This window comes from Exilispira thermophila (genome assembly GCF_055389015.1).
This window is the reverse complement of the sequence record NZ_AP042476.1, coordinates 3,002,562-3,019,700: the sequence shown is the minus strand read 5'-3', so window position 1 is coordinate 3,019,700 and position 17,139 is coordinate 3,002,562. Positions and strand designations below refer to the sequence as shown.

The window sequence follows — 17,139 nt, the reverse complement described above, 5'->3', positions numbered from 1 at the left end:
TATTATTCTTTTAAACATTATTTTTGAATCTCAATACTTGTTTTTAACTATTTCCTTATCCATTTAAAATAAATGGTTTTATTTAAAAAAGCATATTAAAGCTTTAAAAAAATAAATAAAATATCATTATTTGCTAAATTTTCTTTAATAATTATTAATTAAAGATTTTGTAATCAAGTAGTATATATCCTATTATATATATCATTTAAAGAAATTTTGTTCTCATTGATTATTAAAATCTTAGCACCTAATTTTTCTAGATGATGTAAAGTATTAATTAATTCTTCTTCACTTAAAACAGAAACATCTTGTGTATTTCCATTGAGAAGATAATTGATTTTAAAACTTTTCTCAATTTTATATTTCTGGAAAAGTGTTTCTAAAGAATCACTTAAAATTGTACTTCCTGATTTTATTATGGTAACATAATTTGCAACCTGTTCTATCTCAGAAAGATTATGAGAAGATATTATAAAAGTTGTTTTTTTTTGTTGATTATAAAATTTTATTAAATGAGAAATTTTTTTTAGCATTACAGGATCTACACCTGCAAATGGTTCATCTAAAAATACAATTTCAGGATCTCCTATTAAAGAGATAGCTATTATTGTTTTTTTATACATACCAGTTGATAGATTTTTAATTTTTTTATTAATAAATTCTGATAATTCAAAATCTTCTATTATTGAATTTAAAACTTTTTTCTGAGGTCTAATTCCATAAATATTGATAAAAAATAATAAGGTTTCTTTTACTGTTAAATCTTCATAAAGTTTAAATTTATCTGTTATAAGGCCTATTTTTTTCATTTCCTTTTTACCAATATTTGAAATTTCTTTACCCTTTAAAAATATTTTACCATGATTAAATGGGGTAAACTTATTGGCAACCATAAAAGCTGTAGTTTTACCTGCACCATTATGCCCTAAAAGAGCATGAATACTCCCTTGTTGAACATGCATATTAAATCTATTTAAAGCAATTGTTTTTTTGTTATAAATTTTTGTAACATCATAAAACTTTAACATTTTATTCTCCTGACTTTAATCATTTTTCTAAATTACTTTTCCTAAATTTGTTAAATTGCTTTTTTTAATGTTTTAGATAAAAAATAAGTAGTTAACAATGTAAAAATAATTAAAATAACTATGTTAAAATATATAAGATTAAAATCTATTTTATTTATTAATGCTTTTTTTAAAGTTAGTACTGACAATGTTAAAGGATCTAAATAAAATAATATTTTTGTTCTTAGAGATATTGAATCTTCAATTAAAGGAAAAAACATTGTTGGAATCCAGAAAACAAGATATATAAATGAATGGATTTCTCTTTCTTTAAATAAACTTACAATAAAAAGACCAATTATAGCTGAATTTAATGTTATCAAGGGAATTACTAAAAAAATATTTCCACCTAAATTTTGGGATTTGACTAAATTAAAAACAAAAATAAATATTAGAAAAAAGATGTATTCTATTATTAGAACAAATATCAATTTTTCTATAACAATTGTAAAATTATTAAAACCAATTTTTTTTAAGAGAAAGATAGTTTTATTTTCAATTTCCTGATGTAATGAATTTATAGAAAATGTTAATGCTCCAAATATAATCAGCATATTTATAATTAGAGATAACATCATTTGATTTTCATTTTTTAAAATTTTCACATTAAGATTCAAATTTTTAGCAAAATAAATATTTAATAAATTATAAATCATTGTAGATTTTTGATTTGAAGGGTTAACATAAAGAATATAATCAAAATTATTTATTTTAATATTTTTTTTATCAATATTGGTTATATTTCTTGAATTAGTAGTATTTTCAGTATTATCTTTATTGTTTTGATATGTTTCATTGTTTATATTATCTATACTATTCCCTATCAATACAGAAGGATATTTAAAATCATAAAAAGAATTAACCAGTTTATTTTTCTCAATATAATTTAGATATATTTTAATTTCTTTATCCATATAATTTACTTTTATGTATTTTTTGTTGGAGAATTGATTTTTTAAGTTCTTATCAACATACAAAGTTAAATTTTCCATTGAAGAATTATTAATAAAAGAAATAATGAAAATATAAAAAAGAGGTATAATTAAAATGATAAATATCAATAAAGGTTTTTTAAAAACAAGTTTTAAATCTTTAAAAATAACAGTAAGAAATCCCATTTTAAACTCCATAAAAATAAAATACTAATTATTATTTTTATTAATAAAATATTTTATTATCAATAATATATTTTATTTTTTTAACTATTACATACCAAAAAGAAAACTCCCTTTTTTTGAATAATAATTATATGAATAATATATTTTAAAAGGAAAATTAAAAAAATTAATTTCTATCCCTGCTCCATAAAAATTCAAATAATTACCATCAAAATCATTAATCTCATTTACAATTTTGTTCTGATATAATACAAAATCTACAAAAACAAATGGAGAAATTTCAAGGTCGATAATTTGAAATAAAGATATATTAAAAAATTGTAAAATTTTAATCTCATTTAAAAATTGAATAACACTTTGATTATTTGACAAAATAACTAATTTCAAACTATCTCTTAAATTTTTAAAATAATTAATAATATCAGTAAATTGGTTATTATAAAAATTTGTAATTACACCTTTAGTTGTAAACTCTAAAAAAGAAAATGGCTTAAATTTTAAAACTGATCTGGAAGAAATAATTTTAAAATCTGAATTATTTATGCTATCTTCAAAATAAAATTCCTGATAAAACCCAATTTTGTAAATATCTTTAAGATATAATTTATCAATATTTAAATCAAATCCTGTAGAAATATAGTTATAAAAAGAATAATCAATAAAGTAAATATAGTTTAAAAATAAATTAATATTGATTCCTGAAGAAAGTTGTGAAAAAACACTAATTAACCCTTTAAATACATTATCTAAATTTTCCCATTTTTGATAACCTGCACCTAAAATAATTTTACCAACAGGTAGGTCATATAAAAACAAGGATCCTAAAAATTCATATGGAAAATCAGAGCCAATAGTCAATCCTAAATTTAAGGAATTTCTTTTAAATAAAGAAAAAGCAATAGATTTACTTTCAGGAAATTCAATAAAATAAATGAAAGAAGGCATATATTCAAGACTTATATATAATGTAATTGTTTTATTCTCTTCATCAAGATCATAAAATACTTCAACATAAGAAAATTCACCTGTATTTTCAAACCACTTTGAAAGTATTTCACATTTTTTATCTATTTTATCTTTTTCTACTTTATCTCCTTTTTTTACAGGCATTAAAACAGTTAACTTTTCAACAGGAATATTAACTGTCTCTGTAAAAATTATTTCTTTAACTATATATTTTTCTGAATTCGAAGCATAAATTTTAATATTAGCAAAGATATTAGTTAATGAAAAAAGTATAGTAATTGTAACAATAAAAATAATTATTTTATGTGTTTTTATTCTATTACTTTTTAATTTATTAATTTTTAATTTATTAATTTTTAGCATATTACTTTCTATTTTATTTCTTTTCATTTGATTATTCCTATTTCTTATTTTTTTTATTCACGAATTTCTCTGCCAATATTTATTTTTAATGTTTTTAAAGCAGGCAAAATTGAGGAAAAAAGTGTTATTATTATCATATATAAAACATTATGAAATGTTACAACTGGATTGTTCATTATATATAATTTCATAGGTTCAATCGATGCAATTCCAGCTGGAATTGTTATACCAATTTTATTTATAATATTAATTGTAAATGTTGTTAACAAACCTGCAATAGTAGCTCCTATAATGCCAATAATCAATCCTTCTATTATAAATTGAATAATAATAAGAAATTTTGAATTGCCTATAGCTATTAAAATTGCAATTTCCTTTGTTCTATTAAAAATTACAATTGTCAATGTATTAAAAATAAAAAATATTGTCAAAATCCATAAAATTATTTTAAAAACCATTGATTGAGTGTTATTCATTTTTGCAATTCCTTTATAAAAAACTGCAAGTTCATTTACACTTTTAACTTCTATATTTGGATTTCCTGTATCTTTTATAATTAAATTTTGTAAAGCAGTTTTTAATGAAGATTCAAATTTTTTATTATTAATATAATTATTATTATTAACCTTTATTATAATAGTATCAAAATATCTTTTTTTAGAAGTTTTCCAGATTGCATTTATTGGGATTATAACAATATTTTTTTGCTCAAATAAAGGATTAAAATAAGTACCCACAACTTTAAATTTAATTGTTTTATTGTTAAATTCTGGAGAGCTAATTTCAACATAATCATTTAAATTACATCCCAGTTTCTTAAACAGATCTTTACCTATTACAACATTAAAGGGATTATTTGCAGAAATAAAATTTCCAGAATTTATTGATGGAGAAATAAAAATTTCATTTTCTGGAAGTCCAGCTCTTGCATTCACAAATTGATACCTATCACCTTTTTTGATTGTTCCAGTAAAATAAATTCTTGGAGTTACAATTTCTATTTCATCCAATTCGAGAATATCATCAAATAAATTTTCAAAATTATTATAATCAAGCTTATGTTCTATTTTTGAATTTGATTTTAAAAGATAATTTTTAAAAAAATTGTCTGTAGATATTTGAAAATCCCCTATATCCCAACTACTAGCCACAAATGAACTCCCCTTAACTGACATATCAGTATAAATTGAATAGATAATTATTATTAAAGTAGCAAAAAAAACTCCTAAAATTGTTAAAATACTAATTTTCCGTTCTCTCCAAACATTTCTTATACATATAAGAATAAAGTTTAAAATATCAACAAAACTATTCATTACTTATCCTTCCATCCTTTAATTTATAAATAGTTTCAGATTTGTTAATCACCGTATCATCATGGCTAGCTACAATCACAGTAATATTTTTTTCTTTAGAAATCTTTTTAAGCAATTCTATAATATTTTGAGAATTTTTAGAATCAAGATTCGCTGTAGGTTCATCTGCAATAACAAGAGTGGGAGAATGAACAATAGCTCTTGCTATTCCAACTCTTTGTTTTTCACCTCCAGAAAGTTCAGAGGGAAAATGATTTTTAAGTTTTTCAATTTTTAAATCAAACAAAATTTTTTTAACTATTTCTTTCCTTTTTTTATAAGGAACTGACGAAAATAAGAGAGGGTATAAAACATTTTCATAACAGGTTAAATTAGGAATTAATGAAAAATTTTGAAATACTATTCCTATATTGTTTTTTCTGTAATATGTTATCATTCTTGAAGAAAATTCATTTACTTTTTTCCCATTAAATAAAATTTCTCCACTTGTTGGTTTTTCTATTAATCCTAAAATATGTAATAAAGTTGTTTTCCCACTTCCTGAATCACCGGTAATACAAATAAAATCACCTTTATTTATTTCTAAATTAATCCCATTTAGAGCATTTGTTTTGAGTTTTCCATTGATAAATTGTTTTGTTATATTTTTTAATTCAATCATATACTCCCTCTCTAATACAAAAAACTATCTTATTTAATTTTTAATTTCTTTTTCATATCATCATAAATATCAGAATAAATCTTTACTTTAAGTAAGTTACTTTGAACTTTTAAAAAACAGGATCTGGCTTCATCTTTTCTTTTATTGTCATACAGGATCATACTTTTTATTAAATAAATAAAGTTCAATTGAACTCTATATTCTTCAATATCTTTTTCATCTATGTATTTAAAATTTTTTATAAATATATCAGCATCTTTAAGAATCTGTTCATCTGGTCTCATCCCAACATCTTTAGGCATTTTAAAAGTAATAGAAATTCTAAAAAATCTTAAATCAATATTTTCTGGTAATTTCATTATTGATAAGTTTACTAAATTTTTAGCTTTAAAATAAATATTTTGAATTTTATTTAATGAAATTTTTTTTATCTTAAATTGATAGATATAACCAACATATGACATTAAACATTGAGCATAAAGATAATTTAAAAAAGGATCACTTTTATCCTTTTTCCATTTTTTTTCAAAATAATTTAATGCTTTATCAATATAATTGAAACCAATTTCCTTTTTTAGTTCATTTTCATTTATTTCATATAATCTTTTTGAATCATCACTCTTTTTATAAGAATTATCTTTATTATTGGAATCACTATTATTATTTTCTATAAAATTATTTGTTAATTTTGCAAAAATAATACTACCCTTATAGTAAAATAATATTGCTTCTTTGAATTTGAATGCATCATCATTTATTGATTTTTCTTCCAGATACTGGTTATAAGAATTAAATGGTTTTAATAAACCTTTAAAATAATATTTTGAAGATTCAGTAGAATTTGCAAAAATAGATATATAATTAATAGAAATTAATAAAATTAAAAATAATATAGAAAAAACAAAAGTAGATTTTTTATTCATTTTCATTTATCTTCCCTTTATATAGATTTGTTTTGTAACTGCTCAATACTTTTTCAAAATACTAATATAAGTTTTATTATTTTTTATATCTAATCTTCATTTTTTATTTTCAATAACTACATTATATTAATTTTTCTATATTTATTTATTTCTATATCTATTTCATGAAATACTAAGTTTGTTCAACTTAATATAGTTTTTAAGATCACTTTCTTTAGTTAAAAGGTTAGTTATTAAATGAATTATTAATACTATAGTAGAATAAAGAAAAAATAATTTTAATTTTAATATATAACTTATTATTATTAATAATACAGAAAATAAAAATGCTGACATAAAACCTGAAATATAAAATTTTTTCAATATATTTTTATCTTTTATTTTTTCTATTGATATAAAAAATAATATTTTAATTCTAAATAACTTAAAATCATAACAATAGTAACCAAAAGAGGATTTTAATTTTAATTTAGTAGCATAAAAAAAATGACCTATTTCATCAAAGAAAATTAAAAAAAAGATTAATGTAATTGGCCAGGAAAAAAAACCAAATAATTTATTAAGTTTTTTATGCTGCTGCATAAGCAGTTGAAGGATCTCCATGTGCTTCAACTTTCTTAGCTAATAATTTAGATTTTAATAATTTCATTAAACAACCTCCTTTTTTATTAATATACATAAATAGGCATGCTTTACATATTGACAATAATTTTTATTAAAAACCAAATCATTTCATATTTTTAAACATTGATTAGCACTAATTAATATTTAATTATTATTTTAGTCAACTAATAAAATAGTGTAATTATAAGGGGGGGTAATAGGTCATTTAAATTTTAAGGTTTATTTGATACCCTATCAATAAATAAAATACTTATAACATCATAATTACTATTTTAAAAAATATAAATACAGTTTTGTACTTGACTTTAAAAATATTTCATTTTATAAGTTATTAAAAAATATTATTATTAAAAATTATTTAAAAATTAAACTAAAAGTTAACTTACAATAATTTGTATAATAAAGTAAAAAAATAATATAAAGTTTTTTCTATATTAATTTGAAATTTTAAAATTAATAGTAAACACACTGCAAAATTTTTGACAAACTTAAGTAGCAGGATTTAAAAATGATTAAAAAGTTTGAAGTTGATAAATATAAAAAAGAGATCAATTTAATAAAAAAGTATATTAAAAAAAACAATTTAACTATTAAAGATTTTTCTCATCAAACAGGATACAAATATGAAACTTTGAGAAAAGTACTTTGTTTTAAAAGAAAATATACTAATATCAATATTCCGCTGCTACTCCAAGTATTAAATAAAAAAAATGAAGATTTTATAAATAATAATTTTTCCATTTACACATTATTTTCTAATCTTAATTTACATCAAATTACAAGAAGGTACATTATAAATTTAGTGTATATATTAAATTTATGTAATAAAATTGAAGAACCATTTATTTCTTTAAGAAAAATTTTTTTTATATATCCAAAATATGAAAAATATTTTTTAAAAGCGCTTGAGGTTTTAAAAACTAACAATTTGATTAAATATAATAAAAATTTTATTTTATTAGAAAAAAGAATAATTCCTATAAAAATACCAAAGAAAAAAGAATCAAGAATTTTAAATAATTTATTAAATTACTATTATAATAAAAAGGAATATACAAAATGTTTTAAATTATCATTATTAATAAAAAATTTAACTATGAAACAAAGAGAATTTTATCTTTTTAATATATTAGATTTTTATTATAAGAAAAATGATATAGATAATATTTTTAATTATCTCAATTTGTTTTTTAATTGGTTAAAAAAGAATAAAAAAAATAAATCGAAAAAATTTAAAATTTTTTATAATGCTTTAATGATTAATATTCATTTTCAAAATCAACAGTTATTAAAAGGTTTCCATTTTTTAAACAATTTGTTGATTAATTTACATAAAAATTCTATTTTTTTATTAAAAAATCTTAGCAAACCAATTTCACTAAATCTATACAATTATTTTTGTTTTACCCATAAACACCAAAAAAAATGTTTTAAATCATATATAATAAAAAGTTTTAATTTCATGATGAGTATTTTTATCGAATTTAGAATGTACGATTATTTTTTTTACTTTTATAATTTTTTTATTGAAAAGTTTATAAAAATTGATCATAATTATAATTCTTATCTTTTAGAATCAATTTCAGAACTTGCAAATTACTATGGTAATAGTTCAACTTTTAACTATTTCATTAAATTTTATTATAAAAGTGATAAATTTAATAAAAGTAAATTAATTGAAAATATTGATGTAGACAATATTTATATTAATAAAGTTAATATAAAATATTATTTAATTAACTTAATTTTAGAAAAAGATAAGAAAAAAATATCCTATTTTTTTTCAAATCATTTGATTAAAATTAATAAAATTATCCTGAAAAATAACAATATATTTATAATTAACTCATTTATCAAAAAATATATTGAAATGAATATCGTAATAGGAAACTTTGAAAAAGCATTTTTTTTTACTTTGTACTTGATGGTGAATAATAATATCTGGTATAATTTATATGAAGGATATACATTAATTAACATAATATTGATAAATATTTTGAAAGAAAATAGATTTGAAATTTTAAATTACAAAATGGGACAACTTTGTGATAAATATAATAAAGAAGATTTATTTCAAAATAAGAATTTTTTAAATAATTTTGTAAATTTATTTTTTAATAGACTAAATCCTGAAATTTTAAATAAAACAAATTTCACTGTTTTTGAATATGTTAAAAGTTTAACTTTACTAGAAATAATTTTATTTATTTCAGATATCTTTTTAGAAAAAATTATTAAGTTAAAGCAGGATATAATAGAAAATTATAAAAAATTTAACAGCATAAAAATTACCATATTTAAAAAAATATATAATAACTTAAAAAATAATAATGGACAAATACATACTACAACCTTTATAAAATCTTTAAAAGAAAAGAATCAAGTTTTTCTAAATCATGAACTTAATTATAAAGATTTTCTCTATTTTAATAGAATAAGCAAACTTACTTTTGGCTTACTAAAAAAAATTTCATATTATAAAGAATTTGAGGTATTCAATTTATTTTTTCAAAATCTGCAAAAAATTTTATCTAAAAATAAAAACAATATAAAATATAAAATTATAGAAAATCAAAAAACAAAATTTTTCTATTTTAAAACTAAATCAGATCATGAAAATTATTTAAAATCCTTTTTCTTATCATTTAATTTTAAATCTCAAACTAAATTTAAAACCTATATTATAGATTATATATATAAGTATTTTAATTATTACCATTATCAATTATTGGAAGAAAACAAAAAAATTAATGATATTCTATATAATAATTCTATTTTTGATAAGAAAGCTTCTTTTAAATTAAAACTATTTTTAAAAAAAAGGGACTTTATTTCTGATTATATAAACTTTATCAAAATTGATCCTTTTAACCCATTTTTAAAATATTCAAGAATCAATCTTATAATTTAAAATTATCCACTTCACTTAATTATATATATTCTTATACTATTATTTAAATTATAATATTCTTTAAATTAAATCATATTTTAAATAATAAATATTTTTTTTATTTTTTAAATTAAACAAGCTTTAATAATTTTTAATAGTTTTCTTTTTAAAAAATCAATATTTTTTATCTTTGCTTATAAAAAATCAAATATCTAAAAGTGTTAATTTTTTATTGACAAATATTAAAAGTAAATTAAAGTTAATTATGCAAACGGTTGCATTATTTATAAAACCATTCTATAATGCTATCTCAATACGATAAATTAAATACTTTTTAACATTTTAATATTTTTATTATTAAATAAATTGATTTTATTAAAACATTAAAATGCAAACGGTTGCACAGGAGGTTTATTGTGAATAAAAATTTAAAAACTCAAATTTTTGTTTTTTTATTACTTCTTCTTCTATTTTCACTTTATTCTTGCAATGATAAAATAAAAATAGAACTTGTTGCTCAATCAAAAGAAGTAGAAGTAAACAAAAGTTTACCTATTTCCCTCAAATACGAAGGACCAGAATTACTAATTCCTGTTGAAATTACCTGGAAAGTTCAAAATGGAGGAAAAATAGAGAAAACTAACATTTTAGGTGAAGTTAATTTTATTGCACCATCAAAAACTGGAACATCTACAATTATTGCTACTATTAAAATCAAAGATAAAACTATCACTAAAAAATTAGATATAAAAATTTTACCTGAAGGTGCTTTAAAAAAGACTGCAACTATTATTATTGAAGTTGATACTAATACATTAAAAAATGTATGGGTTAATAAGGAACACCCTTCAGAAAAATTTACACCACCTTTAAAAATAAAAGGAACATTTACATATGATCCAGATACAGAGCATGCTGAAGCAGGTGGAAATTGGCCAACTTACAATATGTATGACGATGGAACACATGGTGATAAAGTCGCAAATGATGGGATATGGACAATTAGGATGATATTTGATAAAACAGATTCAAAAGTATATTTTGCATTTGATGATGCCAGTCCTTATAGAGTTGAGTGGGAAAGTGGTGTTACCTGGAGATTAAAAATTGCATGGATAGATCTTGATGAATTTCCTGATGACCATTCCAATCCTGCTTTTATTCCAGATAAAGATAAAACTTTAATATGGGACAAAAGCATGGCTGAAAAAGGAAAAATCTATGAACCTTTAAAATAGAAGAGAAGGAGTTTTATAAATGAAAAATAAAATATTAAGTTCAAAAATATCAAAAAAAACATTTTTTGTATTGATTGTTTTTTTAATTACAATTAATCTTGTTAATTTAGGATTTTCTAAAAAACAACAAAGATTACAATCTAAATACATTTATTCTGATGCAACAATTAATTATAGAATGCCAGAAAATCCCAAAACAGGAGAAAGGGTTACAGTAAAAATAAGAACATTAAAAAATAATCCAACAAAAGTACTACTTCATTTTATTGATGGAAATACAATAGAAATGAAAAAACTATCTTCAGATAAAACTTTTGATTATTATTTTGCTGAATTTAAGATGGGGAATAATCTCACTTACTATTATTTTGAAATAATTAAAGATGATGTTAATATTTTTTACTCCAGAAGAGGAGTTGAATTAAAAGAACCAGGAAAATCTTTTTCCTTTAAAATTATTCCTAATTTTATAAATCCAGAATGGATGAAAGGTGCTGTTATTTATCAGATTTTTGTTGATCGTTTCTATAATGGCGATAAAACAAATGATGTTGTTGATAATGAATATATGTACGATAACTGGCCTGCTGTAAAAGTTGATGATTGGTATCAATATCCAGATAGCAGTATTCCATATGCAAAAGGTAGTAACAGAACCAGAGAATTTTATGGAGGTGATTTAGAAGGGATAATCCAAAAACTTGATTATTTAAAACAAATTGGTATAGATGTAATCTATTTAAATCCAATTTTTGTTTCACCTTCCAATCATAAATATGACTCCCAGGATTATGATTATGTTGATCCACACTATGGTGTTATTGTTAAAGATGGCGGAAAAACGATTGACCCTACTCTAGATCCAAATTATAAAAGTTCTGACTTTTCAAAAGCTTCTAAAATTAACAAAGTTGCAACAAAATATATTATTAGAACAACTGATATTGAAAATCTTGAAAAGTCAAATCTAAAATTAAAGGAATTAATTGACAAAGCTCATTCAAAAGGGATAAAAGTTATACTTGATGGTGTTTTTAATCATAGTGGTTCTTTCAATAAATGGTTTGATAGGGAACATATTTATGATAATAATAAATTTCCATTGGGTGCATATGAATCAGATAAGTCTCCATATAAAAATTTTTATCTATTCAGTAAAAATAACTGGCCAGATAATGAAAATTACGAATCCTGGTGGGGTATCAGAACTCTACCTAAATTAAATTATGAAGGATCTAAAAAACTTGTACAGAAAATACTTGAAATAGGAGCTAAATGGGTTTCAGCTCCCTTTAATGCTGATGGTTGGAGACTGGATGTTGCTGCAGATTTAGGCCATTCACCAAAATTTAATCACTATTTCTGGCAATTATTTAGAAAATCTGTAAAAACAGCCAATAAAAATGCTGTAATTTTAGCAGAAGTTTATGGTGATTCTTCAAGCTGGTTAAAAGGGAATGAATGGGATACTATAATGAATTATGATGCCTTTTTTGAACCAATTAGTTACTTTTTGACAGGTATGGAAAAACATAGCTATGGATATCGAGCAGATCTACATAATAATGTTTTAAATTTTGATCATGAATTAAAAGAAAAAATGGCAAAACTTCCATATCAATCTTTAGCTATTGCTATGAATGAACTTGATAATCACGACCATTCAAGATTTATTACAAGAACAAATTCAACAATTGATAAATTTAAAGCAAGCAAAGATTATTCAAACCCTGAACTTGCTAACAAAAACTTAAATAAAGGGATATTAAAAGAAGCAGTTGTATTACAAATGACTTTACCTGGAGCACCAACTTTATACTATGGTGATGAAGTAGGTCTTTCAGGATGGACAGATCCTGATTGTAGAAGAACTTACCCATGGGGAAAAGAAGATAAAGAACTTTTAGATTTTTATAAACAAATCATAAAAATTCACAAAGAAAACAAAACATTAATTGATGGTTCTCTAGTAACACTTTATACAAGTAATAGTAAAAAAGTATATTCTTATGCAAGATGGGATTCAGATAATATATTTATTATTGGAATAAACAACAGCAACAAGATAAACAATATTAAAATCCCGCTATGGAAATTTGGAAACCTGAATAATAAATTTGAATTAATTTTCAAATCAGATAAAAATTCCCATCAACTTACTAAAGAACAGCTGAAAATCGAAAAAGGTTCTTTACTTGTAACCATTCCAGCTTATGGTTCTGTAATTATTAAATCTGACAAAGGTACTTTAGAACCTGAAGCTAAAATAACAAAAAGACCTGGAATTACATCATTCAAAGTTTTATTTAACAAAGATTTAAACAAACATGTATTAAAAATTGTATTTTCTGAAAAAATGAATAGACGAGAAATTATAAACTCATTTTCAATAAATAATAATATAAATGGAAAATTTTTATGGAATGGTAATATCCTTTACTTTATTCCAGAAAAAGATTTTGATAAAAACAAAAAATACGAAGTTACTATTAATGACGATATTGCTTCCTTAATTGGAAACATCTATTTAGATAAAAGCTATTCTTTTGATTTTTAATTAAGTAAAATATTTCTTTGATTTTCCATAACTCTAATTTAATGAAATAGGGCTATCCTGAAATTTGAAGGATAGCCTCTTTTTTCCTATTTTAAACCTTCTTTTACTTAAAACATTTTCATTTTTTTTAACTTTATTCTACAATTTTTAATGTTTTCCCTTTACTTATTTTATCACTTTTATATAATAGCATTGTTAAAAAAAAGAATTTAATTTTCAAATTACTATTTAAAAAAAAAAAATAAATACAAAAAATAAAGGATATGCTTATGAAAGTTGATCATTTTTCATTTGGAACTATTACACTTGATGGAAAAACTTTTAAAGAAGATATTGTAATAATTAATAAAAAGGGGAAAAGTAAAATTCTTTTAAGAAACAAGGAACCTTCAAGAATATATAAAGAAAAATTTGGACATACCCCTTTAACAATATTTGAAAATATTGATTTGAGTGTAGATACTATAATTGTAGGAACAGGTGTTTATGGTTCACTTCCTGTTACAAAAGAATTTATTAGAGAAGCAGAACTTAAAAATATAAAACTTCATATTTTTAAAACTGATTATGCTTTAAATTTTATAAACACTGAAAATTCTTGTATTATTCTACACATTACCTATTAAACTAAGTTCATTTTTTTTAACCAATTTATTCTTATTTTAATCACTTTATTTGTTTTAGTTTTTTATTAAATATTTAAATCTTCTATTTTTAGGCTGTCTCAAAACTTATAAGATGGCTTCATTTTTATTGAAAATATTACTTATAAATATAAAAAATAAGCTATTTATTAAATTTCAGAACATCCTTTTTAAAAAAAATTTAATAATCATAAAATTTTATTGATTTAATATAAAATTGTAATATATTTTTATATGTAGATAATTAATATAGTAATAATTATAAATATTTTTTAAAATTTTCTTAACCCATTTTTCAATTTTATCCCAATATTTTATAAAATATTTAAAATCGATTTTTTATTATTATAATATTTGATGGTTCAATTTCAAAATGTGTGGATAAAAAAAATTTTTAGTTTTTTTTAACAAAATATACACATTAAAAAAAAAATTAAAAATGCTATTAAATTTGTTTAATATGTTTTGTTAAGTGAATATAAAAATTTAAAAATATTTGTAAAAAAGATATATCCAATATCTAATAGTAAAGCAACAAGGTTTAAATAATATAATAAAAAAATTAATGAAAACAATAATAAAAGCATAACTAAAAAAAGATAAAGGTTTAAAGATAATGGTTAGGTTATGTTAAAAACATAACAAATTGCAAATGGCTTAAAATAACTATCCATACATTATTAAAGAGAACCTATTTGATTATATTAAAAAAGAATAATATGCTGATATTATGTAATATTTAAATATAACTTATAAATATTACAATAATTATAAAAAATATAATATTATTATTATTTTATCAATAAATTATTTTTAATTAAACTAATTAAATTCAGGAGCTAATTATGAAATCTTTGAATTTATTAAAAACCAATAAAATGGTTAAACTTTTATTTTTCTTCCTGCTAATAATTGTATTTGCTATTTTTTCATCTATATCCACAAATATTATATTTGCAGATGATCCTGTTAAAATAAATATTGAAAACATCGATTCATCTAATTTCCCTCTTATTTATCTTTATTATTCTACACTTGATAGCAGTGGAAATTTTGGTGATTCTATCAGTCCAGATGATGTTCAAATAGGAGAAAATCAAATTTTGCAAAAAGTTTGGGGGGATGGTGATTATGACCATGTCCCTTCAAATATTGTTCTGGTTATTGATTCAAGTGGAAGCATGAAAGGATCTATGGATAATGTACTTAATTCTGCAAAAACTATTATTAATAAAATGGATAATGGAGATAGTATTGAAATTCTTGATTTTGATTCCACAATAAAAAAAATTATTAGTTTCACTAAAGACAAAGATAATCTTTTAGATTCTCTTAATAAAATTAAAGCAGATGGGGGTACAGCATTATATGATGCAATAAATTCGGGATTAGAAGATCTGAAAGACAAAACTGGTTTAAAAATAGTTATAGTTTTAACTGATGGGAAAGATGAGAATGCTAAAGGAAATGGACCTGGTAGCAAATTAACTTTTAATAAGCTTGTTAACTCAATCTCCAATTTTAAAATTCCTGTCTATACTATTGGATTTGGAAAAGATAGTGACATGAAAACATTGCAAAACATTGCTTCAATTTCAAAGGGGAAATCTTTCAATGCTAAAGACCCTGAAGAACTTTCAAATATTTATGATAACATTATAACTTATGTACATTCATTGCATAGTTTTTCATATATAACTGACAATGGGAAGTGGGATAGTACTAAAAGAGAAATTATTTTAAAAATAGACAATTTAAATTATTTTAAAAAATTTTACTACAATGCTCCTGAATCTAAATTCTGGAGTTATTGTGTTAATAATGATGGAAGCTTTGATGCCACTAACCTTGCTATAAGTCCTGATGGTAAATATATCATTGATGCTGATTTATTTATGGTTTTGAACAACCTTGGTGAACGGGTATTTATTTTAAATGATGATTGGAGTACTACAGATGCTTTTAATATTTTTTATTCAGGTAATTTTATGGTCTATACCCATGGATATGGATTTTATGGTGAATTATATAAACTTGATATAAAAAATAATCAAATTTTACATTTTAATCCAGAAGCTATACAGAGTGCACAGGGTGATTTTCATAAAAATTACAATTATCAACCTATCAGTCTTTCTTTAAATGGAAAATATGTTTTGTTTACTGCAAGAGAAGACCGCAATGATGAGAGTCTTAAAAGTTACTTTTTCATTTTATATGATATAGCACAAAACAAAGTTATATGGGAAAATACTTTTTTAAATTCTATGGAAGATTGGGATGAACCTGGAGATTGCAATATAGCAAACAATGGGGAAGTTATAATCAATCAGGATCATAATCTTTTTATTGTCAATTCTAAAGGGGAAGAAACAACTAAACTAATGTGGGAAAAAACAAATATACGATTTAATAAAAATTTAATCTCATCTGATGGTAAATTTTTCTTTGCCAGGTTTGGAAATAATGTAGCACTTTTTACAATCGATGGAAAATTATTATGGAAAAAAGTTGTTGAAGCAAACGAAAAAGGTGGGCAAATTTCTATTTCTCCGAATGCTCAATTATTTGCAACTTCAGGAATAAATGGACCTGTAGTTTTTGATGTAAAAGGAAATATTGTATTTAAATTATCCACTTCTAAAATATATGGATCATACACAGGAGGGAATGGAGTGGCAATACTGGATGATGGGACAATTGTTTATTCTTCAGGAAATCGAATCTATTATAGAAAAATTTCAAAATAGGCAGATATTTAAATAAAAAGAA

The 17,139-nt window shown here is 21.5% G+C and carries 12 protein-coding genes; 5 read left to right on the top strand and 7 right to left on the bottom strand.

The window, feature by feature from the left end; translation table 11 throughout:
- Positions 1-173: 173 nt before the first annotated feature.
- The 7 genes from ACZ5EC_RS12820 to ACZ5EC_RS12790 form a co-directional block, all read right to left on the bottom strand.
- Positions 174-1,028, bottom strand: coding sequence for an ABC transporter ATP-binding protein (locus tag ACZ5EC_RS12820; protein ID WP_464302877.1), 855 nt, complete (start codon positions 1,026-1,028; stop codon positions 174-176).
- Between the two features lie 50 nt (positions 1,029-1,078).
- On the bottom strand, positions 1,079-2,185 hold the full coding sequence (locus ACZ5EC_RS12815; protein WP_464302876.1) for a hypothetical protein: 1,107 nt from the start codon (positions 2,183-2,185) through the stop codon (positions 1,079-1,081).
- An 87-nt stretch (positions 2,186-2,272) separates the two neighbouring features.
- Positions 2,273-3,541, bottom strand: coding sequence for a POTRA domain-containing protein (locus ACZ5EC_RS12810; protein WP_464302875.1), 1,269 nt, complete (start codon positions 3,539-3,541; stop codon positions 2,273-2,275).
- Positions 3,542-3,567: 26 nt separating this feature from the next.
- Positions 3,568-4,830, bottom strand: a complete 1,263-nt coding sequence (locus ACZ5EC_RS12805) for an ABC transporter permease (RefSeq protein WP_464302874.1) — start codon at positions 4,828-4,830, stop codon at positions 3,568-3,570.
- Positions 4,823-5,491, bottom strand: a complete 669-nt coding sequence (locus tag ACZ5EC_RS12800) for an ABC transporter ATP-binding protein (RefSeq protein WP_464302873.1) — start codon at positions 5,489-5,491, stop codon at positions 4,823-4,825. The genes ACZ5EC_RS12805 and ACZ5EC_RS12800 overlap by 8 nt, the downstream gene beginning before the upstream one ends.
- 29 nt (positions 5,492-5,520) lie before the next feature.
- Positions 5,521-6,420, bottom strand: a complete 900-nt coding sequence (locus ACZ5EC_RS12795) for a hypothetical protein (RefSeq protein WP_464302872.1) — start codon at positions 6,418-6,420, stop codon at positions 5,521-5,523.
- A 156-nt stretch (positions 6,421-6,576) separates the two neighbouring features.
- A complete protein-coding gene (locus ACZ5EC_RS12790; protein ID WP_464302871.1) occupies positions 6,577-6,996 on the bottom strand; it encodes a hypothetical protein in 420 nt (139 codons plus the stop codon).
- Positions 6,997-7,546: 550 nt separating this feature from the next.
- On the opposite strand from ACZ5EC_RS12790, the gene ACZ5EC_RS12785 reads away from it, so the two are divergent.
- The 5 genes from ACZ5EC_RS12785 (at position 7,547) to ACZ5EC_RS12765 (ending at position 17,117) form a co-directional block, all read left to right on the top strand.
- Positions 7,547-9,949, top strand: a complete 2,403-nt coding sequence (locus tag ACZ5EC_RS12785) for a hypothetical protein (RefSeq protein ID WP_464302870.1) — start codon at positions 7,547-7,549, stop codon at positions 9,947-9,949.
- Positions 9,950-10,344: 395 nt separating this feature from the next.
- The gene (locus tag ACZ5EC_RS12780; RefSeq protein ID WP_464302869.1) at positions 10,345-11,166 is read left to right on the top strand and encodes a choice-of-anchor X domain-containing protein; all 822 of its coding nucleotides are present in this window, start codon (positions 10,345-10,347) and stop codon (positions 11,164-11,166) included.
- 19 nt (positions 11,167-11,185) lie between these two features.
- Complete coding sequence (locus tag ACZ5EC_RS12775; RefSeq protein WP_464302868.1) at positions 11,186-13,723, top strand: alpha amylase N-terminal ig-like domain-containing protein; 2,538 nt, start codon at positions 11,186-11,188, stop codon at positions 13,721-13,723.
- 269 nt (positions 13,724-13,992) lie between these two features.
- Positions 13,993-14,349, top strand: a complete 357-nt coding sequence (locus ACZ5EC_RS12770; RefSeq protein WP_464302867.1) for an MTH938/NDUFAF3 family protein — start codon at positions 13,993-13,995, stop codon at positions 14,347-14,349.
- A gap of 863 nt (positions 14,350-15,212) precedes the next feature.
- On the top strand, positions 15,213-17,117 hold the full coding sequence (locus ACZ5EC_RS12765) for a vWA domain-containing protein (RefSeq protein WP_464302866.1): 1,905 nt from the start codon (positions 15,213-15,215) through the stop codon (positions 17,115-17,117).
- The last annotated feature ends 22 nt before the right edge of the window (positions 17,118-17,139 follow it).

What these genes read in the sequence shown, in the direction of transcription:
- ACZ5EC_RS12820 (WP_464302877.1), bottom strand. Translation starts at nt 1,028, where the DNA reads ATGTTAAAGTTTTATGATGTTACAAAAATTTATAACAAAAAAACAATT.
- ACZ5EC_RS12815 (WP_464302876.1), bottom strand. Translation starts at nt 2,185, where the DNA reads ATGGGATTTCTTACTGTTATTTTTAAAGATTTAAAACTTGTTTTTAAA.
- ACZ5EC_RS12810 (WP_464302875.1), bottom strand. Translation starts at nt 3,541, where the DNA reads ATGAAAAGAAATAAAATAGAAAGTAATATGCTAAAAATTAATAAATTA.
- ACZ5EC_RS12805 (WP_464302874.1), bottom strand. Translation starts at nt 4,830, where the DNA reads ATGAATAGTTTTGTTGATATTTTAAACTTTATTCTTATATGTATAAGA.
- ACZ5EC_RS12800 (WP_464302873.1), bottom strand. Translation starts at nt 5,491, where the DNA reads ATGATTGAATTAAAAAATATAACAAAACAATTTATCAATGGAAAACTC.
- ACZ5EC_RS12795 (WP_464302872.1), bottom strand. Translation starts at nt 6,420, where the DNA reads ATGAAAATGAATAAAAAATCTACTTTTGTTTTTTCTATATTATTTTTA.
- ACZ5EC_RS12790 (WP_464302871.1), bottom strand. Translation starts at nt 6,996, where the DNA reads ATGCAGCAGCATAAAAAACTTAATAAATTATTTGGTTTTTTTTCCTGG.
- ACZ5EC_RS12785 (WP_464302870.1), top strand. Translation starts at nt 7,547, where the DNA reads ATGATTAAAAAGTTTGAAGTTGATAAATATAAAAAAGAGATCAATTTA.
- ACZ5EC_RS12775 (WP_464302868.1), top strand. Translation starts at nt 11,186, where the DNA reads ATGAAAAATAAAATATTAAGTTCAAAAATATCAAAAAAAACATTTTTT.
- ACZ5EC_RS12770 (WP_464302867.1), top strand. Translation starts at nt 13,993, where the DNA reads ATGAAAGTTGATCATTTTTCATTTGGAACTATTACACTTGATGGAAAA.
- ACZ5EC_RS12765 (WP_464302866.1), top strand. Translation starts at nt 15,213, where the DNA reads ATGAAATCTTTGAATTTATTAAAAACCAATAAAATGGTTAAACTTTTA.